Annotated in this window: 19 protein-coding genes; 7 read left to right on the top strand and 12 right to left on the bottom strand. The window is 73.2% G+C overall.

The genetic code is table 11. The features are described 5' to 3' along the window. Positions 1-39 precede the first annotated feature (39 nt). The 5 genes from MID12_RS17945 (at position 40) to MID12_RS17925 (ending at position 5,408) form a co-directional block, all read left to right on the top strand. On the top strand, positions 40-1,161 hold the full coding sequence (locus MID12_RS17945) for a C40 family peptidase (RefSeq protein ID WP_263173229.1): 1,122 nt from the start codon (positions 40-42) through the stop codon (positions 1,159-1,161). Between the two features lie 116 nt (positions 1,162-1,277). Further along, the gene (locus MID12_RS17940; protein ID WP_263168587.1) at positions 1,278-2,729 is read left to right on the top strand and encodes a hypothetical protein; all 1,452 of its coding nucleotides are present in this window, start codon (positions 1,278-1,280) and stop codon (positions 2,727-2,729) included. A gap of 137 nt (positions 2,730-2,866) precedes the next feature. Continuing rightward, positions 2,867-3,334 (top strand): hypothetical protein, encoded by a 468-nt coding sequence (locus MID12_RS17935; RefSeq protein WP_263168586.1) that lies wholly within the window; start codon positions 2,867-2,869, stop codon positions 3,332-3,334. Beyond that, entirely contained in the window at positions 3,331-3,630 is a 300-nt protein-coding gene (locus MID12_RS17930; protein WP_263168584.1) for a hypothetical protein, read from the top strand. The genes MID12_RS17935 and MID12_RS17930 overlap by 4 nt, the downstream gene beginning before the upstream one ends. 389 nt (positions 3,631-4,019) lie before the next feature. Next, complete coding sequence (locus tag MID12_RS17925; RefSeq protein ID WP_411576970.1) at positions 4,020-5,408, top strand: PP2C family protein-serine/threonine phosphatase; 1,389 nt, start codon at positions 4,020-4,022, stop codon at positions 5,406-5,408. A gap of 64 nt (positions 5,409-5,472) precedes the next feature. On the opposite strand, the gene MID12_RS17920 is transcribed toward MID12_RS17925, so the two are convergent. From MID12_RS17920 to MID12_RS17910, 3 genes are all read right to left on the bottom strand, one after another. Next, positions 5,473-5,805 (bottom strand): DUF2516 family protein, encoded by a 333-nt coding sequence (locus MID12_RS17920; RefSeq protein ID WP_078845457.1) that lies wholly within the window; start codon positions 5,803-5,805, stop codon positions 5,473-5,475. 126 nt (positions 5,806-5,931) lie between these two features. Continuing rightward, a complete protein-coding gene (locus MID12_RS17915; RefSeq protein WP_263168580.1) occupies positions 5,932-6,693 on the bottom strand; it encodes a hypothetical protein in 762 nt (253 codons plus the stop codon). Between the two features lie 171 nt (positions 6,694-6,864). Beyond that, positions 6,865-7,398 carry a helix-turn-helix domain-containing protein gene (locus tag MID12_RS17910; protein WP_040252022.1) on the bottom strand — a complete coding sequence of 178 codons (534 nt, stop codon included), beginning with the start codon at positions 7,396-7,398 and terminating at the stop codon, positions 6,865-6,867. A gap of 452 nt (positions 7,399-7,850) precedes the next feature. On the opposite strand from MID12_RS17910, the gene MID12_RS17905 reads away from it, so the two are divergent. Continuing rightward, positions 7,851-8,705, top strand: coding sequence for an alpha/beta fold hydrolase (locus tag MID12_RS17905; protein WP_263168577.1), 855 nt, complete (start codon positions 7,851-7,853; stop codon positions 8,703-8,705). Between the two features lie 55 nt (positions 8,706-8,760). Here the strand turns inward: MID12_RS17905 and MID12_RS17900 are convergent, their stop codons facing one another. The 5 genes from MID12_RS17900 to MID12_RS17880 form a co-directional block, all read right to left on the bottom strand. Continuing rightward, a complete protein-coding gene (locus MID12_RS17900) occupies positions 8,761-9,507 on the bottom strand; it encodes a class I SAM-dependent methyltransferase (protein ID WP_263168574.1) in 747 nt (248 codons plus the stop codon). Between the two features lie 114 nt (positions 9,508-9,621). After that, entirely contained in the window at positions 9,622-10,215 is a 594-nt protein-coding gene (locus tag MID12_RS17895) for a YbaK/EbsC family protein (RefSeq protein WP_263168573.1), read from the bottom strand. 108 nt (positions 10,216-10,323) lie between these two features. Beyond that, positions 10,324-12,714 carry a S9 family peptidase gene (locus tag MID12_RS17890; RefSeq protein WP_263168571.1) on the bottom strand — a complete coding sequence of 797 codons (2,391 nt, stop codon included), beginning with the start codon at positions 12,712-12,714 and terminating at the stop codon, positions 10,324-10,326. 185 nt (positions 12,715-12,899) lie between these two features. Continuing rightward, positions 12,900-14,372 carry an FG-GAP-like repeat-containing protein gene (locus MID12_RS17885; RefSeq protein WP_263168568.1) on the bottom strand — a complete coding sequence of 491 codons (1,473 nt, stop codon included), beginning with the start codon at positions 14,370-14,372 and terminating at the stop codon, positions 12,900-12,902. 122 nt (positions 14,373-14,494) lie between these two features. Then, positions 14,495-14,980, bottom strand: coding sequence for a MarR family winged helix-turn-helix transcriptional regulator (locus MID12_RS17880; RefSeq protein WP_040252017.1), 486 nt, complete (start codon positions 14,978-14,980; stop codon positions 14,495-14,497). Between the two features lie 304 nt (positions 14,981-15,284). Here MID12_RS17880 and MID12_RS17875 point away from each other — a divergent pair, with 304 nt between their 5' ends. Further along, a complete protein-coding gene (locus tag MID12_RS17875; RefSeq protein ID WP_411576969.1) occupies positions 15,285-16,754 on the top strand; it encodes an MFS transporter in 1,470 nt (489 codons plus the stop codon). Here the strand turns inward: MID12_RS17875 and MID12_RS17870 are convergent. The 4 genes from MID12_RS17870 to MID12_RS17855 all read right to left on the bottom strand — a co-directional run bounded on the left by MID12_RS17870 (position 16,738) and on the right by MID12_RS17855 (position 23,968). Further along, entirely contained in the window at positions 16,738-18,165 is a 1,428-nt protein-coding gene (locus tag MID12_RS17870) for a condensation domain-containing protein (protein ID WP_263168565.1), read from the bottom strand. The genes MID12_RS17875 and MID12_RS17870 overlap by 17 nt on opposite strands. Positions 18,166-18,170: 5 nt before the next feature. Further along, on the bottom strand, positions 18,171-19,628 hold the full coding sequence (locus MID12_RS17865) for a condensation domain-containing protein (protein ID WP_263173222.1): 1,458 nt from the start codon (positions 19,626-19,628) through the stop codon (positions 18,171-18,173). After that, the gene (locus MID12_RS17860) at positions 19,628-21,052 is read right to left on the bottom strand and encodes a condensation domain-containing protein (RefSeq protein WP_040252015.1); all 1,425 of its coding nucleotides are present in this window, start codon (positions 21,050-21,052) and stop codon (positions 19,628-19,630) included. Before MID12_RS17860 ends, MID12_RS17865 begins: the two co-directional genes overlap by 1 nt. Positions 21,053-21,688: 636 nt before the next feature. Further along, positions 21,689-23,968, bottom strand: coding sequence for an aminoglycoside phosphotransferase family protein (locus MID12_RS17855; RefSeq protein ID WP_263168562.1), 2,280 nt, complete (start codon positions 23,966-23,968; stop codon positions 21,689-21,691). Positions 23,969-23,970: the final 2 nt, after the last annotated feature.

The raw sequence follows: 23,970 nt of genomic DNA, 5'->3' as shown, positions 1-23,970 counted from the left end.
TGGCGACACAGTCCCGGCAGTAGCCGGATAGGGGGCTCGATCGTGACGGGGAAGCAGAGGTCGACCTGGGCTGCCATGGCCCTGGTCTGCACGATCACCGTGCTCGCCGTGCCGGCGGTGGCCGAGGCGGCGCCGGGGAAGCCCGCACCGAGGCCATCGGAAACCGGCCAGCCGGGGCGGACGGACGGGAGCGCTCAGCCGGACGGGGCGGGGCGGACCACCGGCTCCTCCGACCTGGACGAGGTCCGCAAGCGGCTCGACAAGCTCTACCACGACGCCGGGGTGGCCACCGAGGCGTACAACGCCGCCGAGGAGAAGGCCGACCGGCAGTCGCGGCAGCTCGTGGCGCTGGCCAAGCGCATCGTGGACGGGCAGACCAAGCTCGACGGGCTCCAGAAGAAGGCGGGCGCCGCGGCCCGCGCGCAGTACCGCGGCGGGGGCCTGCCGCCCGAGGCGAAGCTGATGCTGAGCGAGGACCCGCGCAGCTTCCTGGACGGCACCGACCGCGCCCGCCAGGGCCAGCAGGCCACCAAGGGCCTCCTCGGTGAACTCACCCGCACCCAGGAGGACTTGCGCCAGTACGCCGAGGACGCCTCGGCGCAGTGGAAGAAGCTGGAGGCCAACCGCAAGACGAAGGCGGCGGCCAAGAAGAAGATCAAGAAGCGGATCGCCGAGGCCGAGAAGGTCGAGTCCCGCCTGGAGAAGGAGGAGCGGGCCCGGCTCCAGGCCCTGGAGAAGGCCGCCCAGTCCAAGGCCCAGGCCGCCTGGCTCGACTCCGGGATACTCGACGAGATCAAGGGCAAGGCCAGCGCCGCGGGCAGGAAGGCGGTCGCCTACGCCAGCGAGCAGCTCGGCAAGCCCTACGAATGGGGCGCCGAGGGCCCCACGACGTACGACTGCTCGGGCCTGACCTCGCAGGCCTGGCTCTCCGCGGGCCGCACCATCCCGCGCACCTCACAGGAGCAGTGGCGCCGGCTCCCCCGGATCGACATCCGCGAGATGCGCCCCGGCGACCTGATCATCTACCACGACGACGCCAGCCATGTCGGCATGTACATAGGCGGCGGCTCCATCATCCACGCGCCCCGACCGGGGCGGCATGTGACCGTCGCGGGGGCGGGCTCGATGTCGATTTTGGGGGTCGTACGGCCTGACAGGTGAGGTGACGGTCCGCGCGGAACCGAGGGGCCTACTTCTGGCCGTTTTCCTCGTTCGACCCCGAGCATGGGGCGTGGCCGGGCATCCTGGTCTGCTCGCGTGGAAGTGGGGGCGGGGGTTTGTCGCAGATCAGTGCCGAGGAGACCAGGCGGTCGGGGGCGTCCCGGATGCTCCTGGGGCGACTGCTGTGCCTGCTGGGACTCGCAAGCATCGGCTACGCGGTCTATGCCGCGGTGATGGACCTTCCACAGGCCAGTACGTTCCTGTTCCTCTCGATCGTCTACCTTCTCGGTGAAAGCTACCGGCGAGCGTCTCTTGCCCAGCTCTCCGATGCCGTCGCCCTGGAGTTCGGGCTCCGCGATTCCGCGAAACCGCAGGAAGAACCGGGGGGCGTACAGAACTCCCGGGATCGGCATCTGATCGTGCGCTACGGGATGGTGATGGGCATCCTGATGGTGTCCCAGGGGGCGATGCTCATCACGCCCACCCTCCTGGCCGTCGGCAAAGAGATACGCACACAGGAGCGGACGGCGGACTGGACCGACCTGCTGTCGCTCTGCTCCTCCGTGATCGTGGTCGTGGCGGTGCTTTTCGCGGAGAGCAAGGTCTACACCATGGTGACCGTGCCCCGGGAAGGGGAGCGCCGCCCCTTCTTCCAGCCAGCGGGTGCGACCGCGCTGTGCGGGCTCCTGGCCCTGCTTCCCCTGGCGTACGTCGGCGCGCGGTCGGCAAGCACCGATGGCCCGCCGACCACCGGCTGGGACATCTTCCCCGTCTACGCGCTACTGGCCCTCCTGGCAGCCTTGTCCGTGGCCCGCGGTAACCGTGTGCTCCGCCTGTACGTACGGGCGAAGAGTTCTCGGGTGGTGAGCTCTCCCGACGACGTGCAACCGCAGACGTTCTCCCTGCTGCTGAGGCCCTTCGACGAGGATTCCCTCCTCTCGCGGGACCAGCAGGTGTTCACCGCGAAGAGCCTGTTCAAGGGCTGGTTCTCGGTCGGCACCCCGGAGGAGCAGAAGATCTGCACCGCCCTGGGGTGGGCCGGCCCCCCGATCGCCGTCGGGGTCCCCGGGGAGCAGATCGCCCCCGACGGCGCCGCGCGCTTCTACCTCCCCCGCCATGACTGGCACGCCGCCGTGACGAAGATGATGGTGCGTGCCCGCCTGGTGGTGCTGATCCTGGGAGACAGCGACGGCGTTGCCTGGGAACTGGCCGAGGCATTCCGGGTGGTTCCGCCTCAGCGCCTGATGCTGATCGTCCCCGTGCGGGGCGACTCCGGATACGCCACCTTGCAGAAGAACCTTCGCGAGGCGATGCGCCCGCACCTCAAGCCGACGGACCGGATCCCGGACTTCCCCACGTACGGAGGAGGCTTCGGCCTGTCGTCGAGAGCCCAGGGGATCATCTACTTCACCCCTGACCGGCAGCCCGTCTACTCACCGCTGCGCGCGGGCCTCGCGCCCACGGACCGGCTGACTCTGGCCCTGACCCGGGCGAGCGTCCCCGTCGCCGCGCAACTACGCCGGTATGAGTCGGGCATGCCGTCGGATGAGGCGAAGAAGAAGCACTGACAAGCCCGCAAGGGCGGAGAGCTTCGGCGAGCGACCTGGTGGCCGCCGCTCTCCGACGAGCCGACAGGACGCGCGCGGCCCCGGCAGGGCTGACGACCGCGCAGCGATGGTCACGGATATTCACCGCGGGAGGAACCATGGCGTCGCCTGATCCGCAGCAGCGGGCCGAGGTGCTGGAACTGTACAAGCTCGCCGTCGAGATGGCCGACCGCGTATCAGCGCGCCGCGGGGCCGCCAACGCCTTCTTCCTGACCGTGCAGAGCGCGTTCGTCGCCCTGGTCGGCCTCGGATTCCCGAAACTGTCCGAGGAGGCGCCGTGGTGGGTGCCCACCTCGCTGTTCCTGGCCGGACTGACGCTCTCGGCAGCATGGTGGATGCAGCTGCGTAGCTACCGCGACCTGAACACCGCGAAGTTCACGGGAATCAACAAGATCGAGAAGGATCTCCCGGTCAAGATCTTCGCCGACGAGTGGGAGCAGTTGCGCCGCGACCCCGTCCACGGCTGGCGCACCCGCTACGCGGAGCTGGGGACGTCCGAGCGCATCATCCCCCTGGTGTTCGTAGGTGCCCATCTGCTCGTCTTCTTGGGCACACTGACCACGTGACCTACCTCGATGCCCTGGCTTCCCTGATCCGCTCCTGCCTGCCCGCCCATGCCGCGCCCCCGGCTGACTGCGACGACCTGTTCCGCATCTACGCCGTTCTGCTGCGGGCGAAGGGAGAACAGGTCACCGACGAGGATGTCCATGACGCCTGGTCCGCCTGGATGCAGTCCATCGACAGCGGGCACAAGGCGCTTGTCCCGTATCACGACCTCGATGCCGCGATACAGGCCTTCGATGCCCCGTACGCGGAGGCCATCCGCACCGCCGCACGCCGCGTCTCCCAAGGCCTCATCTGACACCCGGCCGCCACCGCCACCTTCCAACAGGCCTCCTGATCCCTCCTGTTGGGCAGATTCCCCGGACAGACTCCCACCCAGACTCGGACAAATCACCGGGATGAACCGGTGACGAGTACGCCGGACAGCCAACCGGAACCGCCGTTCACAGCCAGGGGACCGGCACCTGCGATCGGAACCTACGGGCTCGTACGGTCCCGGCAGGGCGGGCCCACACCAGGGGGACCGATGCCGAAATACCCTCCATGGAACGGCAAAACGGTCAGCCGCGGGTGACGCGGCGCACCCCGCCGGAGGTGACGGCGGGGCGCGTACGTGACCTTTCTCATCCTTCCCGGACCAACCCGGGGCCAACTGCCCAGTTCACAGGGGCATATGACAGGGGCTGGTTGCCGCGCACCATTCCCTTGCGGCCTGAGCTGGCGCTATGGTCCCCGTCGGCAGCGCGTCGACTGGCGCCTGCCATGCCCTCGGGGGGAGGGAAGGAACCGACGATGACCGCATCCGTACCGCGGCAGAGGCAGGTCCCGGCCGCGGAAGGCGGTCCGGCGCCCTCCGACTCCGCACCCCCGCCCGCCCCCGGCGGCGGACTCACGCTGCTGCTGATCGACGACGACCCGGCAGGCTCCTTCGGCGTCCCCGAGATGGCCGACGCCGAAGGCAGACCGGTCCGGGTCCGTACCGCCCGCAACCTCACCGAGGCGGAGCGCCTGCTCACCGAGGACGTGCACTGCATCCTCCTCGACCTCGCCCTGCCCGTCCCCGCGGGCCGCACCGCGGAGACCACCGGCGAGCTGGTCACCCTCAAGCACGTGCTGCGGCTCGCGCCCCGGCAGGCGGTGCTCGCGCTGACCTCCTCGGGCGACGCCGAACGCGGCGCCGAGGCGGTCCGGGTCGGCGCGCAGGACTACCTCGTCCGCGAGGAACTCGACGAGCGCCTCCTCAGCCGCGCCATCCGGTACGCCGTGGAGCGCAAGCGCGCCGACATCGCCCAGCGCCAGCTGACCGAGTCCCGGCTGCGCGCCGAGGAGAACGCCCGCCTGGAACGCGGACTGCTGCCCACTCCCCTGCTCCAGGGCTCCCCGCTCCGCTTCACCGCGCACTACCGGCCCGGCCGCTCCCGCGCCCTGCTCGGCGGCGACTTCTACGACGCGGTACGCACCCCCGACGGCACCGTGCACGCGATGATCGGCGATGTCTGCGGGCACGGCCCGGACGAGGCGGCCCTCGGCGTGGAGCTGCGCATCGCCTGGCGGGCGCTCACCCTCGCCGGGCTCTGCGGCGACCGGCTGCTCTCCACCCTCCAGGAGGTCCTGGAGCACGAGCGGGCCAGCGAGGAGATCTTCGCCACCCTGTGCACCCTCGACATCGCCCCCGACGGCCGCCGCGCGGGCCTGTGCCTGGCCGGGCACCCGGCCCCGCTGCTCTCCCGGCCGGGCCACCGCGCCCAGCTCCTGCCGTACGAGGACGGCGGCCCCGCGCTCGGTCTGCTCCCCGGCGCCCGCTGGCCGCGCCGCCAGGTGGAACTCGGCGCCCGGTGGAGTCTGATGCTCTACACCGACGGACTGATCGAGGGCCGCGTCGGCGAGGGGCGGCAGCGCCTCGGCCAGGACGGCATGGTGGAGCTGGTCGCCCGCAGCTTCGCGGCGGGCCTGGAGGGCGAGGAGCTATTGCAGTCCGCCGTGAACGAGGTACGCGACCTCAACGGCGGGGACCTCACCGACGACGTGGCGGTGGTCCTGCTGGACCGCGGATCCGGCGGAGGCACGGGGCACTGAGCCCTGGGCTTCCGGGCTCCGGGCTCCGGGCTCCGGGTGAGCCGGGGTAGGTGGGGCAGGCGCCTCAGCGGCCGCCGTTGTACGGCCCGTACGGCCCGTCGCTGCTGGAACCGCGGCGGCGGCCGCCACCGCCCGAGACGGCGCGGACCGCGGGACGGACATCCACCATGTACACGATGGTCGCGATGAGCCCGATGATCGGCAGGAACGACAGAATGCCGAAGATCCAGTTCACGATGAACGCGAGCGCGAGGATGACCAGCCAGAACGGCTTGGTCTTCTTGTCCGCCGCGCGGAAGGCGTCCTCCCGGCGGATCGCGGCGTCGACCAGCGCGAAGCCGCTGAAGAGGATCAGGGCCGTACTCAGCAGCCACATGAATCCCGCGAACCCCTGCATCAGCACAACGTCCACCACCAGACTCGGGTCATATCTACGCGGACACGGTAACCCGCTATGTCACCCCGCTACCCCGACAACGGGCCGGGCACTCGGGAAGTGCCCGGCCCGTGATCACCGGCCTGCTCACTTGGCGGGCGGCGTGGACTTCTTCGCCGCGGCCTTGCGCGGGGCGGAGGTGGCGGCCGGGGTGGCCTTCTTCGTGACCGTCTTCCGGGTCGGAGACGCGGCGGCCTTCGTCCCGGAGGCGGCGGTGCCGGAGGAAGCGGGCTTGGCGCCCGTACCGGTCGCGGACTTGGCGCCCGTACCGGTCGCGGGCTTGGCGGTCTTCGCCTCCGCGCCCTTCGCGGCCGGCTTGGCGCCCGCGGGCTTCGCGGTCGCGGACTTGGCGCCGGCGGGCTTGGCCGCGGGCTTCTCGTCCTCGACCTTGACCGACTCCGGCTCGACCACGATCGCGATCTCGGTGAGGTCCTCGGCGGCCTCGCCGCGCCAGGTGCGCACGGTCTGCTCGCCGTGCTCGGCGACCTTCTCGTAGGCCTCGCGCGCCTTCACCGCGTACTCGAAGGCCACGCCGACACCGCGCAGCGCGGCGCCCTGGGCGCTCTCGCCGAGCTTCTTGAAGTCGGAGTCGAGGGTGCCGAGCAGCTCGTTGACCTTGGTCTGGAGGGTGTCCTGCGCCTCCTTGGCCCGGGTGGCGGCCTTCTCCTGCACGGCCTTCGGGTCGGTACCGCGGACCGCCTCGAAGCGCGCGGGGGCCTCGGCGACCAGCTGGTCGACCAGTCCGGGCACCTTCCTGGCCTGCTGCAGCGCGAGGTCGGCGGTTCCGGCCGCGAAGTAGAACGGCCTCGGGTCGGTGAACGTCTTACGCAGGTCGTCGGCAATGGCCATGACTGGTGTCCTCCCGGATCACTTCGGTTGGGTTCGGTTGGGTTGGGTTCGCTTCGGTTCTCTTCGGTGTGGCGGGTGGTGCGTCGTATCTCTTCGGTGTCGCGGTGGCGCGTCGTCGTGGGTGGGCGGTCGGCGCCTGCCCTCAGGCGAGCGGCCTCCGGGGTGCGCCGTTCATCCGCGCTCCCCGCCCCTTCCGCCTCCGTCTCCTTCTGCTTCCGCTTCTCCCTCTACGTCGGCCCGTCCGGCGCCGGACTGAACCCCGGCATCGGACGGAGCACCGGCGTCGGTACGGTCCTGCGCGTCGGTACGGTCCTGGGCCGCCGCCCCGTCCGGGGACTGGTCCGCGGTCTCGGGCCCGCCGCTGCCGTTCTCCTTCCGGAAGGATTCGTAGATCTGGAGGAGAACCTGCTTCTGGCGCTCGTTGAGCGAGGGGTCGGCCAGGATGACGGCGCGCGTCTCCAGCTCGTCCCGCTCCTTCTCGTCGAGGATCCCGGCCCGCACGTACAGCGTCTCGGCGGAGATCCGCAGCGCCTTGGCGACCTGCTGCAAGACATCCGCGCTCGGCTTCCGCAGCCCGCGCTCGATCTGGCTCAGGTACGGATTCGACACCCCGGCGGCATCGGCGAGCTGCCGCAGGGAGAGCTGCGCCGTACGCCGCTGCTCCCGCAGATACTCACCAAGACCGCCGACGTTGAGTGAAGCCATGCGAACAGCATGCCGCCCACCGCTAACTATTGCAAGCAGCCGCTTGCAATAGTGTGCGGGGTCACTTCGGCGGCCGGAGGCGTTCTCCACCCATCGACAGCGCACCGAGTTCGAAGCCTCCGACGCCTCTGGCCCGCTCAGCGCCGCAGCGAGGACACAGGGCCGCGGCAGCCCGCTGCTCAGGTTGAGCGAGACAGCCCCGTCATTCCCTCGGACCACCCCAGGCCACCGTCTCGCGAGGGCCCACGTCCACTGAGACGGAACACCCACCACCCAGTGGGGACAGACCTGGGGGTGTGCATTCCAAAATTTTGGAATGCACACCCCCAGGTCAGGAGGCGATCGATCCCCGGTGCCGACTCCCCCACGCCGTACAGGCCGCCGCCGACCTCACTCCGAGCCGCCCGAACCCAGCACCTTGCCCCGAAGATCGTCCTATCGGAGGCTGAGGTATGCACAAGCTGCCGACCTTCGTCTTTGTCCACGGGGCCTTCGCGAACTCGTTCTCGTTCGCGCCGCTGGGGGCCGAGCTCGCCCTGCTCGGACACCGCTCGGCCGCGGTCGACCTTCCGGGGCACGGATTCGAGGCCACCTACCCCGCGGCCTACCAGGCTCCGCAGGATCTCGACGCCCTCGCCGCGGAACCGGGGAGCATCAAGGGCATCACGCTCGCCGACAACGCCGCCCGCGTGATCGACATCCTGGAACGGGCCAAGCGGAACGGGCCCACCGTCCTCGTCGCCCACAGCAGGGGCGGCGTCACGGCCACCGCGGTCGCCAACGCTCGGCCCGAGCTGATCGACCGGATCGTCTACGTCTCCGCCTGGTGCCCCGTCGAGCTGGCCGTGGGCGACTACTACACCCAGCCGGAGATGGCGGGCGTCGACCCGGGGGCCTTCGCCGCCACGCTCGTCGGGGACCCGGGAGCGCTCGGTCTGCTCCGGACCAACTTCCGCACCGCCGACCCGGCGGCGCTCGCCGCGTTCAAGCGCGCCTTCGCCGCCGACCTCACCGACGACGAGTTCCGGGTCTTCCTCAACACCTTCCAGCCCGACGAGAACCTCGACGCCGGTACGTCCGCCGACCGGGCGCAGGCCGCGACCTGGGGCCGCGTTCCGCGGACCTATGTGCGCCTGGCCGCCGATGCCAGTCTGCCGCTCGCCGTGCAGGACCGCATGATCCGCGAAGCCGACGCGCTCACCCCGGACAACCCCTTCGACGTCCGGACCCTCGAAGGGAGTCACCTGAGCTGGCTCGTCCACCCCCGGCCCGCCGCCGAGCTGCTCGCGGACCTCGCGGCGCTCTGACCCTCCGCGAGGCGGCGGTCCGCGTCCGGCAGGCGGCCGTGGACCGCCGCGCTCCCTACCTCTGCCCCGGCACCGATTCCGGCCGCCGCGCGACGAAGACGAACTCCCTGCCCGGTCGGTCAGGTGCCTCGCGTACGTCCGCCACCACAAATCCCTGGGCGGTCAACTCGGCCTCGATCTCGGGTCGTTCGCGGAAGCGCAGGGTGGAGTCCGAAGTCAAGACCTGGCCGTCGGCGGCGAAGGCGTAGGTCGAACGGAAGGTCACCAGGGGCAAGTCGACCTCGGTGGTCTCCAGCCAGCCCTCCACGGTGCCGACACCGGGGATCTCCGTCACGCGGTACGAGGACTCGCGATTCCACTCCTCCCAGGCGCGTCTGGCCGGGTCCCGGGTCTCGAAGACCAGGTGACCGCCGGGTCGGAGTGCCTCGTAGGCTCCTCGCAGGGTGCCCCGCCAGGTCGCGGGATCGGCGACGGCCTGGGCGACGTTGGCCGTCATGGTGGCCAAGTCGACGCGCAGCGGCGGGAGTTCCGTCGCCTCGCCGCAGATCCAGCGCACCCGTTCGCTGCCCGGCTTGCCACGGGCCACGTCGAGGGAGGCCCGGGCGGGGTCGACGCCGGTCACCTCGATCCCGCGATCGGCCAGCAGGAGCGCGAAGACACCGGTACCGCAGCCGATGTCCAGCACCCGGCGCGCCCCGAACTCCTCCACCATCCCCAGGTACGCGTCGAGATCGCCGCGGTCCGGGTCGAGGGGGTCGTAGACCGCGGCGAGGCGTGGATGTCCGTAACACTCGTCAGCCATGCGGCCGAAGGTAGCGGAAGGGGTTCGCCGCTCCCCACTCCATTACGGGGCGCGGTTCGGTGTGCGGATGCCGCGGGGTCGGCGGCGATGCCGGGTGGGGTGGGGGCCGGTGCTTCATTCAGCCGCCGGGGCGAGCCCCTCCAGGACCTCCACGTGCGGGAGTTGGGCGATCGCCTTGCCCGGCAGGATGAGTTTGCCGCGGCGGCTGCCGCTGCCGACGAGGACGTACGGGGCGGCGATGACCGAGGCGTCGACGAGCAGGGGCCAGTCGGCGGGGAGGCCGAGGGGGGTGATGCCGCCGTACTCCATGCCCGTGCGGGAGACGGCCGTGTCCATGTCGGCGAAGGAGGCCTTGCGGGCGCCCAGGTGCTTGCGGACCGTCCTGTTGACGTCGACCCGGGTGTGGGCGAGGGCGAGGCAGGCGGCGAGGGTGGTCTCTCCACCGCGTTTGGCAGCGACCACGACGCAGTTCGCGGAGGCTTCGAGGGGGACCGCGTAGCTCTCGCTGAAGACGGCGGTGTCCGCCTTGCCGGGGTCGGTGTCGACGTAGAGGACCGACTCGGCGGCCTCCCGCGACTCCCAGGTGCGCAGCGCCTCGGCGACCGGGGCGGCGAGGGTGTCGGCGGCCTCCAGGGCGCTCCGGACCTGGGAGAAGTTCCCGAAGGGCAGGTGGGGGGCGGGGTGCGGGCGCGGCTGATCGTCGGTCATGGGCGGACTGTAGCGGAGGCGTCGCGCGCGCCTCACCGCCGTCGCCGCGCCCACCTCGCCGCCCTTGCCGCCGACCTCGCCGAGGCCGCGCCCGCTCCCCACGCGCCCTCAGACGCTCAAGTGCCGCCGCAGAAACTCCAGTTGATGCACCAGCAGATTCTCCGCGACCTTCGTGTCGGTGGGCAGGTGGGTGGCCCGGGGCAGGGGCAGGACCTCGTGGGGGCGGCCCGCGGCGAGGAGGGCGGCGGACAGGCGCAGGGTGTGGGCGGCGAAGACGTTGTCGTCGGCGAGGCCGTGGACGAGCAGCAGCGGCCGGGTGAGCGAACCGGCCTCGTGGACCGGCGAGTTGTGGACGTACACCTCGGGGTTCCGGTCGGGGTGGCCGAGGTGGCGCTCCCGCCAGTGGGTGTCGTAGAGGCGCTGGTCGGTGACGGGGGCGCCGGCGACGGCGGCGTGGAAGACGTCGGGGCGGCGCAGCACGGCGAGCGCGGCGAGGAAGCCGCCGAAGGACCAGCCGCGGATGCCGACCCGGCCGGTGTCGAGCGCGGGCCGCAGCCGGGCCGCCTCGGTGAGCGCGGCCACCTGGTCGTCGAGTACCGGGGTGGTGAGGTCGTGGTGGATGGTCCGCTCCCAGGCGGGGCCGCGCCCCGGGGTGCCGCGGCCGTCCACCGCCAGTACCGCGAAGCCCTGTTCGGCGAACCACTGGGAGACATACGTCCACCAGGTCTGCTCCGCACGGACCTTGCACATCGCCGGACCGCCGTACGGGTCCATCAGCACCGGCAGCGGCGCGTCGCCCGGGCGGTGCCAGGAGGGGAGGAAGAGCGCGGCACGCAGGGCACGCGGGCCGAGGGCCAGCAGCTCCATCCGCGGTTCCAGGGAGGGGAGTTCGGCATGCGAGGTGAGGGTGCGGTGCGGTGGGAGACCGCCGTCGGCCTCGTACGCCTGCTCCGCCCCGCGGCCCCGCCCTTCTCCGTCTTCGTCTCCGCCTCCGTCTCCGTCTCCGTCCCGGTGGATCGTGGTCAGGGTGTCGGGGCGGTCCGGCACCCGGGAGGTGAGGACGGTGGTGCCGGCGCGCCTGGTGCCGTCGTACACGCCAGGCTGCTCGGGGCTCAACTGCCGGAGCCCGCCGCCGTGTTCGTAGAGCCAGAGGTGCGTCTCGGTCGGTTCGTACGCGGCGGTGAAGAGGACGGACTCGCCCTCCACCCCGCGCAGGGCGGTGAGTTGGAGGCCGGGGGGCGTGACGGCCTCGCCGTCGACGACCAGGCGGCGGGTGCCGGCCACCGGCGCGTCCATGGCCCCCGCGGTCTCCGGAGCCGGGTGCTCGTCACGCCAAGTGACCAACTTTCCGGCGGTGGTTCGGGCGGGCAGGCCCGGTACGAGTTCCACCCAGGCGGAGTCGTGCAGTGCGGCCAGCGGAGTGGTGGTGCCGTCCGCGGGGTCGACGGCGAGTACGCGCAGCTCACGCTGGTCGCGGCTCTGCACGGTGGCGTAGGGGCCGTGACCGTCCCAGTCCGCGGCGGTCAGATACTCGAACTTCCTTCTTTCCCAGTCGACTTGAACGGCTTCCGGGCCGAGACCGAGCTGCTCGGGGCCGAGGGCGCCCGCGCGGGCGTCCACCAGCCACAGCCGTACGTCGGCGTTGGCGGTACCGGCCGCGGGGTACGGGAAGGAGACCGGTTCGCGGGAGGGGTCGGCGGGGTCCGCGATGTACCAGCGCCGCACCGGCGAGGTGTCCACCCGTGCCACCAGGAGGCGCTGCCCGTCCGGCGCCCACCAGTAGCCGCGGTGGCGCATCATGGACTCGGCGGCGACGTGTTCGGGCAGCCCGTAGACCACCTCGGGCCCTTCGGGGCGGGCGAGGGCGCGCTCGTTCCCGCCGTCGGCGTCGACGACCCGCAGCGCGCCCCCGGCGACGTAGGCGATACGGGTTCCGGTGGGGTCGGGGCGGGGGTCGAGTACCGGTCCGCGGACGTCGAGAGCGCGGACGGTGTCCCCGGCGGGGCGGTACGTCCACAGCCTGCCGGACAGGGCGAAGGCGAACAGGGCGCAGTCCCGGTCCGCGGCGAAGCCGACGATGCCCGAGGCCATCTGGCGGGCGCGTTCGCGCCGGACCCGCTCCTCCGCCGACAGCTCCTCCTCGGTGCCGTCGAGCAGCGTCAGCGGGTCGACGAGGAGGCGTTCGCGCCCCGAGGCGCAGTCGAAGGACCAGAGGCAGGTGACCGGATCGTCGCCCGCCCGGCTGCGCAGGAAGTAGACCGTGCCGCCGTCCGGCGAGACGGTGAAGTCGCCGGGGACACCGAGGCTGAAGCGCCGGGTACGGGCCAACTGCCCCGGCAGGGACCGGACACCGGCCGCGGTCGCTTCGGAGGCGGCAGCCGTGTCGGCGCCAAGGGCCTTGTCGGCAAGGGGAGTTCCAGCGGAGGAGGTCGTGGGCCGGACGGGCCGCGAGTCGTCGGGTCCGGGCATGGCGGGGCCAGAGGCGTCAGGTGTGGGCATGGCGGACAGGCTGTCAGGCGGGCGGCGGGGGACGCAGGTCATTTCCGGAGCCCCCGCCGCAGCCCGCCCTCACCCGCTGCCCGGCGGTGGCTCGACGGCTGCCGTGCATCGCTGCTGCGCACGACTGCTGCGCACGGCTGCTCAGCAGCCCTTCAATGAGTGCTCAACTGCCCTTCAGAAGTGCCTCAATGGCTGCTCAGCGGCTTGCCGTACTTCTGAGCCGTGGTCAGGTACGGGAGGCCGAGGGTGCGCGGCGAGAAGGATGCCGCGCCCTGGGCCGAGGCGCCGGGGAGGAGGAGGGCGGCGCCCAGGGAGGCGTTCTCGCCCGGGGATCCGACCGTGAGGTCCGGTACGCCGTCCGCGTTGTGGTCCCCGGCGGCGACGGCCGCGCCGAAGGTGTCGCCCGCCTCGGCGGTGCCCGGGACCCCGGCGGTGTCCTGGTTCCAGGCCACGGAGGTGGCGGTGCCGCCGCTGTCCAGCAGGCCCTGGGCGCCGCCGCGGAGCAGCCAGGCGGCGCCCGCCCCGGCCTCGGTTCCGATGGCCTCGCCCGGCGCGCCCGCGATCAGGTCGTCGCGACCGTCGCGGTCGACGTCGGCGACGGCGAGGGCGGCGCCGAAGCGGTCGCCGTCCTCGGCCGCGCCCGGCACGCCCGCCGTGTCCTGGTTGAGGGTCTGGGTGCGGCTGCCGAACGAGCCGCTCGCCGGACTTCCGTAGTGGAGGTGGATCCCGCCGCCCCGGGCGAGTTCCTCGGGGCCGCACGGGTCGTCGATGTTCTCGTCGGCGATCTCGCGGCATTCGCCGAGCGCCAGGTCCTCGTGGCCGTCGCCGTCGAAGTCGCCCGCGGCCAGGGCGGTCACGCCCGCGTTGTCCGTGTTCCAGAAGTTGGCCATCGCGGACTGCTCGGCGTCCCACGTCCACAGGCGCACATGGGACTGGGTGAAGGGTTCGCCCGCGGTCCAGTACGCCACGGCCAGGTCCGCCGTGCCGTCGCTGTCGAAGTCGCCGGTGGCGAGGACGGGGGCGCGGCCGCCCATGGGTTCGGCGACGACGGTGGTGACCATGCTGTCCTCGCCCTGGGCGACCCGGGCGACGACCTTGTCCGTACCGCCGATCACGATCTCCTTGTTGCCGTCGCCGGTCAGGTCGGCCGCCGCGACCGATCTGCCGTACGCGGCGGACGCCGAAGGCCCGGTGAGGACGGTCGACCCCGGCCCCGGACCGGACTTCGAGCCGCCGAGGGCGAGGACCGTGCCCGCGTCGGTGCCGCGCCCGGTGATGTCCTCGCCGGGGGCGCCGGCGAGGAGTTCCGCGATGCCGTCGCCGTTGAGGTCCACCAGCGCCACCGAGGCGCCGAAGCGGTCGCCCGCCTCCGGGGTGCCGGGCAGATCGGAGGTGGACTGGGTGACCCGGAGGCTCCCGTGGGCGCCGACGCCCTTCGGGCCGCCCCAGACGAGGTTCACGTACCCGGCCTTGGCCCGGCCGTCCACGGTTCCGTCCGGGACGCCGACCGCCAGGTCCGCGTACCCGTCACCGTTGAAGTCGCTCGCGGCGCTGCGCGGTGCGGCGGTGGTGGCGGCCGCGCCGGGCGGGAACACGAACCCGGCGGTGGCCGCGGCGGCGGCGATGGCGTACGTCAGGATGCGGCGGCGGTGCGGCACGGAGGCTCCCCCTCGGTCGACGGGCACGGACGTCTGGTGTGACCGCCGAGGGGCGGGGCTGGTTGTACGCGAGCCCGGCGTGATCCCGTGCCGTCGAGCCCGGCCCGGCCCGGAACAGGGGCCTAGCCCCGCTGGCGGGCCCGCCGTACCGGTCGCGGGCTTTCGACGGGGGTCGCCAGATGGCCGCGGCTCAGGCGGTCGAGGGCGCGCAGGAAGGTCTCGCGCTCCTTGGCGGGGAGGGCGCCGAGGGCCTCCTCGTGCACCCTGTCGACGAGTCGCTGGCTGCGGGCGGCGACCTCGGCGCCCTGCTCGGTGACCGCGATGATCCGGGCCCTGCGGTCCGCGGTGGAGGGGCGGCGTTCGGCGAGGCCCGCCTGCTCCAGGGCGTCCACGGTGACCACCATCGTGGTCTTGTCCATGTCCCCGATCTCGGCGAGCTGGGCCTGGGTCCGCTCCTCGGCCAGGGCGTGCACCAGGACGCAGTGCATGCGCGGGGTGAGGCCGATCTCGCCCAGGGCCGCGGCCATCCGGGTGCGCAGCACGTGGCTCGTGTGGTCGAGCAGGAACGAGAGGTCCGGTTCCGTACGCGGGGGCGTCATGGCGGTCATCCGACCAGCGTAGCCAGTGTCGTTCCGTAGGGGATTATCCGGTTCGGGAGGCGAGCGGAGGCGAGGGGGACGCCTGCGCGGGGGCCCGGGCGGGGAGCAGAAGCCCCGCCCGGACGGGGAGCCGGAGCTCGTCCGGGGGGCGTGAGAGCCCGGTCCGTACGCGATCACGAGGGAGGACCGAACAAGGTCCGTGAAATATAGTCCGCAACAAAACCTTCTGCTACGGTCGGCTTCAGGGGCCGTCGCCCTCGCCCCGCACCTCCACCTCCCGACCCGACCGTCCCGACCTCCGGCAGGAGAACCCATGTCCACCCTCGATCCCGCCCAGGCCCCGGCCTCCTCCCCGCCCGGCCCCGGCGGCGCGACCCATCGACCCCACCGGCCCCACCTCGCCCTGGCCGTACTCGCCGCGAACACGCTGATGGTCACGCTGGACGGGAGCATCGTGAGCGTGGCGATGCCCGCGCTCCAGCGCGATCTCGGTTTCGGCGCGGCCGGGCTCAGCTGGGTGGTGAACGCCTACCTGATCGCCTTCGGCGGACTGCTCCTGCTCGCCGGGCGGCTCGGGGACCTGCTCGGGCGCAAGCGGATGTTCCTCGCCGGGACGGGGGTGTTCACCCTCGCCTCGCTGCTCGCGGGCGCGGCGGGGGCGCCGGGGCTGCTCGTGGCGGCCCGGTTCCTCCAAGGCGTGGGCGGGGCGATGGCCTCGGCGGTGGCGCTCGGGCTGCTCGTCACCCTCTTCCCGGATCCCGCCGGACGGGCCCGGGCGATCGCGGTGTTCAGCTTCACGGGTGCCGCGGGCGCCTCCCTCGGCCAGGTGGCCGGCGGCGTCCTCACCGACGCGCTCAGCTGGCACTGGATCTTCCTGGTCAACCTGCCGCCGGGCCTGGCCGTACTCGCCCTCGCCGTCCGCTCGCTGCCCGCCGACCGCGGACTCGGACTGCGCGCCGGGGCCGATGTCCTCGGGGCGCTGTACGTCACGGGCGGGCTGATGACCGGTATCTACGCCGTGGTGCAGATCGAGCAGCGGGGCCCGGGCTCCGCGCACACCCTCGGCTTCGGCGCGCTCGCCCTGGTCCTGCTCACCGCCTTCGCGCGGCGGCAGTCGCGGGCGCGTACGCCGCTGATGCCGCCGCGGGTGCTGCGGGCGCCCGGGGTGGCCGCGGCCAATCTGGTGCAGGTCCTGGTGGTGGCGGCGATGTTCGCGTTCTCGATCATGGTGGCGCTCAACCTCCAGCAGGTGCAGGGGTACGGCGCCGCCCGCACCGGCGTCGCGATGCTCCCGGCGGCGCTCGCGATCGGCGCGGTCTCGCTCGGCCTCTCGGCACGGCTGATCGCCCGCTTCGGGGAACGGCGGATCCTGCTCGCCGGTCTCGTCCCGCTCGGGGTGCTGCTCGCGCTGCTCGTCCGGCTGCCGGTGGGCGCCTCCTACCCGGTGGACCTGCTGCCCTCGATGCTGCTCGGCGCGGGCTTCGGCCTGGTCCTGCCCGCGCTGACCTCGCTGGGCATGTCCGGCGCCCGGGAGGACGACGCGGGCCTGGCCTCGGGCCTCTTCACCACCACCCAGCAGCTCGGCATGGCGCTCGGGCTGGCGGTCCTGTCCACCCTCGCCGCCGCCCGCACCGAACACCTCACCGCCGCGGGCGCCTCCCCCGCCGCGGCCCTCAACGGCGGCCACCACCTGGCCTTCGCCGCGGGTACGGTCCTGCTCGGCGCCGCCTTCCTCGCGGCACTGGTCCTGCTGCGGGCGCCCCGGATCAGGCGGTCGCGGTGAGGGGAGCCGCGTCCCCGGCCCCGCTCTCCCGCTCCAGGATCCCCCGTACCGTCTCCGTGAAGAGGTGGACCACGGCCGCGGCCCGGTCGGTGCCCGGGTAGCGGGCGCGGAGGAAGAGGCCCTCGTGGGTGCGGGTGAACCAGAACTGGGCCTCGTCGGTGGTGGTCGCGCCGGCGATCTGGTGGGCGTCGGCGGCCGCGTGGCCCTCGGAGCCGGGGAGCCGGCGGTAGTCGAGGTACGAGACCATGAAGACGTCGTCCTTGGCGCGCCGCACCCGGTCGCCGAGGGCGGGCAGCACCTGGGCGACCGGCAGCTCGGCGAGGCGGCGGCCCGCGGCGAAGGCCTCCTTGGTGCGGGCCGCGCCCGCCGCGGCGCCCTCGGCGGCGGTGACGTCGAGGGTGAGCGGGGCGACCGTGGTGAACCAGCCCATGGCGTGCGCCCACCGGTCCTCGTGGCGGGTGTGCAGGGGCGAGACCAGGCGCATCGGGCCCTCGGCGCCGAGGTGGCGGGCGGCGAGGGCGAAGGCGGTCAGGGCGCCGGTGAAGAAGGTGCCGCCGTGGGCGCGGCAGCGGTCCTCGAAGGCCGCGGCGGCCTCGGGGCCGAGGAGGCGGCACAGCTCGGAGCCCTGCGGGGCGCGGCTGCCGGGGGCCACGCCGAGGTCGAGCGGGAAGGCGGGCAGGGTGCCGCCGCAGCCCGCGAAGAACGCGGCCCAGCCCGCGAGCCGCGGGTCCTCGGGGCCCGGCGGGTGCGCGCCGAGGGCGGCCTGCTCCTCGGCGCAGTAGTCGACGAAGCTGCCGGTGGGCGGCAGCTCGGGGGTGCGGCCCGCGGCGAACGCGGCGTAGCTCGCGCCGAGTTCGTGGACGGCGAGGGCGAGCGACCAGCCGTCCGTGTTGCCGTGGTCGAAGCCGCAGAAGACGGTGGCCGAGCCGGGGCGGACGATCGCCGAGAGCAGGTGCGGGGGCTCGCCGAGCGGGTGGCAGCGGGCGGCGAGGCGGGCGCGGAGCAGCTCGCGCAGTTCCTCGGGGGTGGCCGGTTCGCCGTGGTCCTCGCGGGCCAGCTCGTACTTCTCGGCGGGCAGCACGAAGCGGTCCACGCCCGCGGGGGTGCCGTCTGGGCCCCGGCGCACCCGGAAGCCGCTGCGCAGCCCCTCGTGCCGGGCGGTGAAGAACGCGAAGGCGCGGTGCAGCGCGTCCAGGTCGACGGCCCCCGGCAGGTCGAAGGCGAGGCAGAGCCAGTGCCGGGGGCCTTCGGGGTCGCGGTCGGCGGTCGCCAGGTGGAAGAGCTGGTTGAAGGAGGGCGGCACCGGGCTCGGCGCCGCCACCTCGGCCGCCGCCCGGGTGGCGTCCGAGCGCACGAACTCCACCAGGCGGCCGGGCTCGGGGCGGTAGCCGTCGATCAGGGCGACCCGCACGGGAGTCACACCTCCGTCGGGGTGCGCTGCCCGGCCGCGGTGAAGCGGTAGTCGCCGTGCGCGGCGATCTCGCCGAGGACCCGCTTGAGGTGGGCGAAGTAGCGCGGGACGTTCTCCCGGGCCTCGGGGGTGTCGGGGTAGCGGGTCTTGAGGTAGGTGCGGTCCCACAGGCGGTTGATCCAGATCGGGACCTCGCTGCTCGGGCCCGGGCCGACCAGGGCGTTGCAGTCGGCGGCCTCCCAGTCGCGGGAGCCAGGGGCGTGCCGCAGGTCGAGGTAGGAGAGCATCGGCAGCACGGTCGAGGCGTCGGACTGGAGCGAGACGCCGGGAATCAGTTCGGCCACCCGCAGCGGGGAGACCAGGGCGAGTTCGCGGGCGGCGGCGTAGGCCCCGGCCGCGCCGCGCAGGATCTCGCCGAAGCCGAGCGCCGTGCCGCCGGGGCTGACCGGGAAGGCGACCGGCACCAGGTTGATGAACCAGCCCTGGGTGAACTGCCAGCGCGGTTCGTCCCGGGTGTGCACGACGGCGAGGCTCCGGTAGTCGGGGCGGCCCGCGAGTTCGCTCGCGGTGATGCCGAGCGCGGTGAGCAGCCCGGCGGAGAAGGAGGCGCCCTGCGCCTTGCATGCCTTCGAGAAGGCCTCGGCCTGGTCCGCGGTGAGCAGGTCGAGCTCGATGGAGAGGCTGGGGCGGCTCTCGCCGGGCGGTACGCCGAGGTCGAGCGGGAAGGAGGGCATCGGGCCGCCGAGGAAGAAGTCGATCCAGCTCTTCACCTCGGGCGAGTCCGGCCGGATCGCGGCGGCCCGCTCGCGGTCCAGGGCGCAGGCGTCCACATAGCTGCCGACCTCGGGCAACTCGGCCTCGATACCGGCGAGTTGGGCCTCGTAGAGGGCGCGCAGCTCGGCGAAGACGAGGATCATCGAGAAGCCGTCGGTGTGGGCGTGGTCGACGGCGAAGAAGACGGTGGAGGGGCCCTCCTCGCGGACCACCGCGGAGGCGGTGAAGGGCGGCCACACCAGCGGGTCGGTGCGGCTGCCGAAGGTCTCGGTGACGTGCCGGTGGACGGCCTCGCCGCTCTGCGCGCCGAGCGGGACGGCCTCGACGGCGACCGACTCCTCGGGGACCTCATGCCGCCTGAGCAGCGGCGCGCCCTGGTCCGCGGCGCCGCTCTCGTGCACGGAGAACCAGGTGAGCAGGGTGCGATGGCGCAGCACCCAGGTGTGCAGGGCGGCGGCGAAGGCGGTGGTGTCCAGCCTGCCGGGCAGGTCGAAGACGATGCCGAGCCAGGGCGACTGGGGGCGGCCCGCGGCGGAGTTGGCGAGGCGGCGCAGGATGTGGTTCTCCTGCACGTAGGAGGGCGGGGCCGGGTGCTCGGGTGCCTTCGCGGCGCGCTCGACGGCCTCCTCCGGGACGCGGAACTCGACCAGTTCGCCGGGCGCGGGGGCGTACTCCGGCAGGGGGGTCATCAGCACGGTGCGGGTTCCTTTCCTCGGCTGCCGCTGGTGCGGGGCGCGGCGACCTGCTGGGCCAGGCGTTCGATGTCGGCCAGGTAGGGCAGTACGGCGGCCCGGCCACGCGCGGTGTCCGGGAAGCGGTAGCTCAGGTAGGCGCCCTCGGGGGAGCGCATGATCCACAGGTAGACCTCGTGCGGGTTCATCCGGCGGCTGCGCAGCGCGGCGGCCTTCCAGTCGGCCCACTGCTCGGCGCCGGGGGTCCTGCGGATGTCCATGTACGAGACCATGAACCGCGGTTCGAGGGGCAGCCCGAGTAGTTCGGTGATCCGCGCGAAGGGCACCGAGGCCAGCGGCTTGGCGCGGTCCAGGGCGGCGTAGGCCTCCTTCATGACCTCGGCGAAGACCGCGTCGGGGCGGACCGGGAAGTGCACCGGGGCGAGGCCGACGTACCAGCCGAGGGACTGCTGCCACTGGGACTGGCTGCGGGTGTGGAAGGGCGTCATCACCCGGAAGTCCTCCAGGCCCGCGCCCTCGCGGGCGGCGAGGGCGAGGCAGGCGAGGATGCCGGAGGCGAAGTTGCCGCCCTGCTCCTTGCAGGCCCGGTGGAAGCCCTCGGCCTGCTCCCGGTCCAGGAGCCAGGTGATGCCGCCGCGCTGGGCGACTTGGCCGCTCTCCTCCTCCGGGGCGAGGGGGGCGGGGAATTCGGGCAGCCGTCCGCCGCAGGCCTGGAGGAACTCCCGCCACCGGAGCACGGTCTCGTGGCCGCCGTGCACCAGGGCCGCGTCCTCGCGCTCCCAGCCCGCGAAGTCCAGGAAGCTGCCCACGTCGGTGAGTTGGGCCTCGCGGCCGTCCAGGGCGGCGGCGTACAGCTCGCGGATCTCGTGCGCGATGAGGAAGATCGAGTAGCCGTCGACGTTGTGGTGGTCGAAGGCCAGGTAGACGGTGGTGGAGCCGGGGTGCCCGACCGTCGCGAAGACGAAGGAGGGCCAGGCCAGCGGGTCGGTGGCGCCGTCGAGCAACTCCTCGATGACGCGGCCGAGTTCGCGGCCGTCGGTGAAGTCGCCGTGCGGGTCGGCGGCGAGGTCCACGGCGCCGGGGCGCAGGGTCTCGCGGGCCATCCGGCCGCCGCCCTCGCCGCGGCTCGGGACCAGGCGGCTGCGCAGCGACTCGTGGCGGTCGACCCAGCCGAGCAGGGCCGCGCGCAGGGCGGCGGTGTCGAGCGCGCCGGGCAGTTCGAAGGCGGTGGCGAGCCAGGAGGGCCCGCGCTCGCCGGAGTCGGCGGACAGAAGAGCGTCGAAGAGGTGCGCTTCCTGAAGATAGGAGGCCGGACGCTCGTCCGGGGTCCAGTGCGCCGGGGTGGGGCTGCCTGCGGTGGGCCGCCATACGGTGAGCCGACCGGGGCGGACGTCGAGGTCGCCTATGTCGATGAACTTCACGAGCCTGCCTCGCAACCGGTGGTGCCATGGGGGGTGCGCCGGAAAACACGGATCCGCTTTCGCTCCGTCGCCTCGGCGGATGTTTCCGATGTTTCCGAACGCTCATTACGGGGACATTTACGCGAGCTGACAAACCGATGCTTTTACAGGGCACCATTCTCAGCTCCCGCGGCAATAAGGCCACGGAAATGCGCCGCCCGATCACCGGATGCTACGCACGGCCCGAACAGCCGTGCAAGGTCGCTTTATGCACACTCCGTCCGGCCCGCCCGATTCCTTCGCACTTCTCGGCCGAAAACCTCCACCCGGACCGCATACGGACCCGAAGACCCGCCCCGCACCCTCTTCACCTGCGGCTTTTACCGCCCCTTGAGACCGCCGATACATATCAGCCTTGCCGCCGTTACTTCCCGCCCACATACACGAAGTGAGTGTGCCTGGATTCACATCGAACCCGGGAAGACGCGGCCGATAGCCACTGACCGCGTAATTCGGAAGTACACATTTCCGGCAAGTCACCGCCACCATCCGGGCCACTTACCGCACGGTTGCCTCCCCCTGCCGAATTCTTCTGTGACACGCGACACGAAGACTTACGAAGGCACCGGGATGCACCGGAGAGCGGTGGGGCTTGAATCAATCGGTGACGGGGCCGAAAATACCGGCGGTCCGCTTTTTACCGCCCGGGCGGATCCAGGCGGGCAGCGGAACTCCCGGCGGCCCCGGCGGGAGACCGAGGGCCGCCTTGGCCGCGGCCAGCGTCATGGCGTACGAGTCGACGGCCCGGGCGACGTTCGGGGCGTCGAGGCCGGTGCCGGTGTGCAGCCGGTCGAGGTCGATGTAGGCGGAGCGCACCAACTCGATCCAGCGGTAGACCCGTTGGTCCTCCCGCCAGCCGCGGGTGTACCGCTCGTCCAGCCTCTGCTCCCAGCGGCGGAACATCCGCTGCCGGATCTCCGCCCGCGCCGGGGTCAGGTGCAGATGCCGGACCAGGTCGTAGAGGGGGTCCCCGATCATCGCCATCTCCCAGTCGATGACGGTGAGTTCACCGGGGGCGGGGCCCCGCACCAGGTTCCACGGGTTGAGGTCGCCGTGCAGCAGGACGGGCTCGCGCGCGGTGACCCGGTGCCGGGCCAGGATCTCGCCGAGACGCTCCGCCCCGGGCAGCCCGAGCGCCCGCGCCGCCTCCTGCGATTCCGCGGGCAACTCGGCCACCAGGCGCACCAGTTCGGCCCGCAGCCAGACGGAGAAGTCCGCCTCCGCGGCGGCCGGGTCGAGCTGGCGGCACTCGACCCCGGTCAGCGCCCCCAACTGGTCGACGAGGCGGTCCGCCTCGGCGGGCAGCAGCCCGGCCACGGGGTGCGTCGGCGGGGCGCCGCCGGGCGGGCCGACATAGGTGTGGATCGCGAAGGGCTCGCCGGGCACCTCGGCGGCCGGGACCCCGCGCCCGCTGACGCCGAGGGCGAGCACCCGGGGCGCGCCGACCCCGGACCCGCCGGCCTCCAGGGCGGCGAGCACCGCGTGCTCGCTGAGGAACCGGCGCTCGCGCGTCCCGGTACGGGGCAGCTTGCGGCGCACCACGACCGGCTCCGCCCGGCCCGGCACCCGTACCACCGTATTGAGGTGGGCGGTGCCCTTGAAGACGTGCTCGGCGGGGGCGGCGCCCTCGGCGAGCAGCGCCTTCTGGACGGCGCCGGCCCCGAAGGCGGGGCGCAGCGGGACCCGGGGGTCGGCCCGCCAGCCGGGGTGCGGCGCGGTGCCCTGCCGCGCGGTGGCCCAGCGGTGCAGGGCGCCGACGATCTCGCCGGGGCCCGGCAGCCGGGTCAGCCGCAGCGGTGCGGAGGCGGCCTCCAGGGCGCGCCGCACGGCGGTGGCGGCGGCGTCCAAGTGAGCGGGATCCGGTTCGGCGCCGAGGGTGTGGGCGGTCCGCATCACCTCGGTGTAGAGGTCCTGGGCGCGGGCGAGGCCGAGGTGGTGGGGCAGATCGCGGGCGAGTCCGTGCACGGCGGCGGGGCGCGCGGCGGCGAGGGCCGCGGCCCAGGCCTCGGTGACGGCTCCCCGCTGGGCGTCCGGGTATCTCATCCGGACCAGGTGGGTGGCGAGTTCGTGCAGCGGGTCGCCCCAGGCGGCGGCCTCCCAGCCGACCAGGACCGGCCGGGGGGCGCCCTGGCCAGTGTCCGGTCCGGCGTCGCGCGCGGTGTCCGGCCCGGAGCTGTGCCCGGTGTCCGGACCGGAGTCGCGCCGGGTGTCCGCCCCGGGGCCGCGCCCGTTGTCAGGTCCGCAGTCCCCTCCGGTGATCAGGACGGTGCCCCGGTGCAGCTCGGTGTGGAGCAGCTGGTCGGGGCGGCGGGTCAGTGCCGGGAGCCGTTCGGTGTACCGGGCCAGCGCGTCCCCGGGCACCCCGAGCGCGGTGAACAGGCCGCCGAACAGGGGCCAGTGGGGCCGCAGCACGGTCCGCTCGACCAGGGCCGCCCTGGCCCGCAGGAAGCCCCGCCCCTCGGTGCCCGGCTCGGCCGCGGCGGTCCTCGGCAGCCACTCCCGGCGCACCCCGGTCAGCCGGGCGGCGGTCTCGGCGAGGGCGGTGAGCAGGGCGGCGGCGACGGGTTCGCCGTCCGGGCAGAGGGTGGCGAGGGGGCGGCCCGCCGGGCCGGGCAGGGCGGCCCCGCCCGCCGGGGCCGGGGGCCGCGGGGCGAGCGGCGGCCCGTCGGTGAGCCGGGCCAGCGCCCGCAGGACCGCGCCCTGTTCGGGCCAGGTGCGCACCACCGGGGGCAGTGCCGTGCGGTGGTGGTCGTGGGGGCGCCCGGTGTGCGGTGCCCCGCGCGGGACGGCCCGCCGCGCGAAGGCCTCGTACCCCTGGTCCCGGCGGAATTCGCGCGGTGAGGGGCGGAACCTCGAAGGTGCGGAAGGTGCGTCCACTG

The sequence above is a fragment of the Streptomyces sp. SCSIO ZS0520 genome (genome assembly GCF_025643355.1).
In the GTDB taxonomy this organism is placed as follows: domain Bacteria; phylum Actinomycetota; class Actinomycetes; order Streptomycetales; family Streptomycetaceae; genus Streptomyces; species Streptomyces physcomitrii.
The sequence above is the reverse complement of the archived record's forward strand: the minus strand, read 5'-3'. Positions and strand labels throughout refer to the sequence as shown.

Bases quoted from the DNA above. Each gene is read 5' to 3' on its own strand.
- MID12_RS17935 (WP_263168586.1), top strand. From the start codon at position 2,867: ATGGCGTCGCCTGATCCGCAGCAGCGGGCCGAGGTGCTGGAACTGTAC.
- MID12_RS17920 (WP_078845457.1), bottom strand. From the start codon at position 5,805: ATGCAGGGGTTCGCGGGATTCATGTGGCTGCTGAGTACGGCCCTGATC.
- MID12_RS17915 (WP_263168580.1), bottom strand. From the start codon at position 6,693: ATGGCCATTGCCGACGACCTGCGTAAGACGTTCACCGACCCGAGGCCG.
- MID12_RS17910 (WP_040252022.1), bottom strand. From the start codon at position 7,398: ATGGCTTCACTCAACGTCGGCGGTCTTGGTGAGTATCTGCGGGAGCAG.
- MID12_RS17905 (WP_263168577.1), top strand. From the start codon at position 7,851: ATGCACAAGCTGCCGACCTTCGTCTTTGTCCACGGGGCCTTCGCGAAC.
- MID12_RS17900 (WP_263168574.1), bottom strand. From the start codon at position 9,507: ATGGCTGACGAGTGTTACGGACATCCACGCCTCGCCGCGGTCTACGAC.
- MID12_RS17895 (WP_263168573.1), bottom strand. From the start codon at position 10,215: ATGACCGACGATCAGCCGCGCCCGCACCCCGCCCCCCACCTGCCCTTC.
- MID12_RS17890 (WP_263168571.1), bottom strand. From the start codon at position 12,714: ATGCCCACACCTGACGCCTCTGGCCCCGCCATGCCCGGACCCGACGAC.
- MID12_RS17880 (WP_040252017.1), bottom strand. From the start codon at position 14,980: ATGACCGCCATGACGCCCCCGCGTACGGAACCGGACCTCTCGTTCCTG.
- MID12_RS17875 (WP_411576969.1), top strand. From the start codon at position 15,285: ATGTCCACCCTCGATCCCGCCCAGGCCCCGGCCTCCTCCCCGCCCGGC.
- MID12_RS17865 (WP_263173222.1), bottom strand. From the start codon at position 19,628: ATGACCCCCCTGCCGGAGTACGCCCCCGCGCCCGGCGAACTGGTCGAG.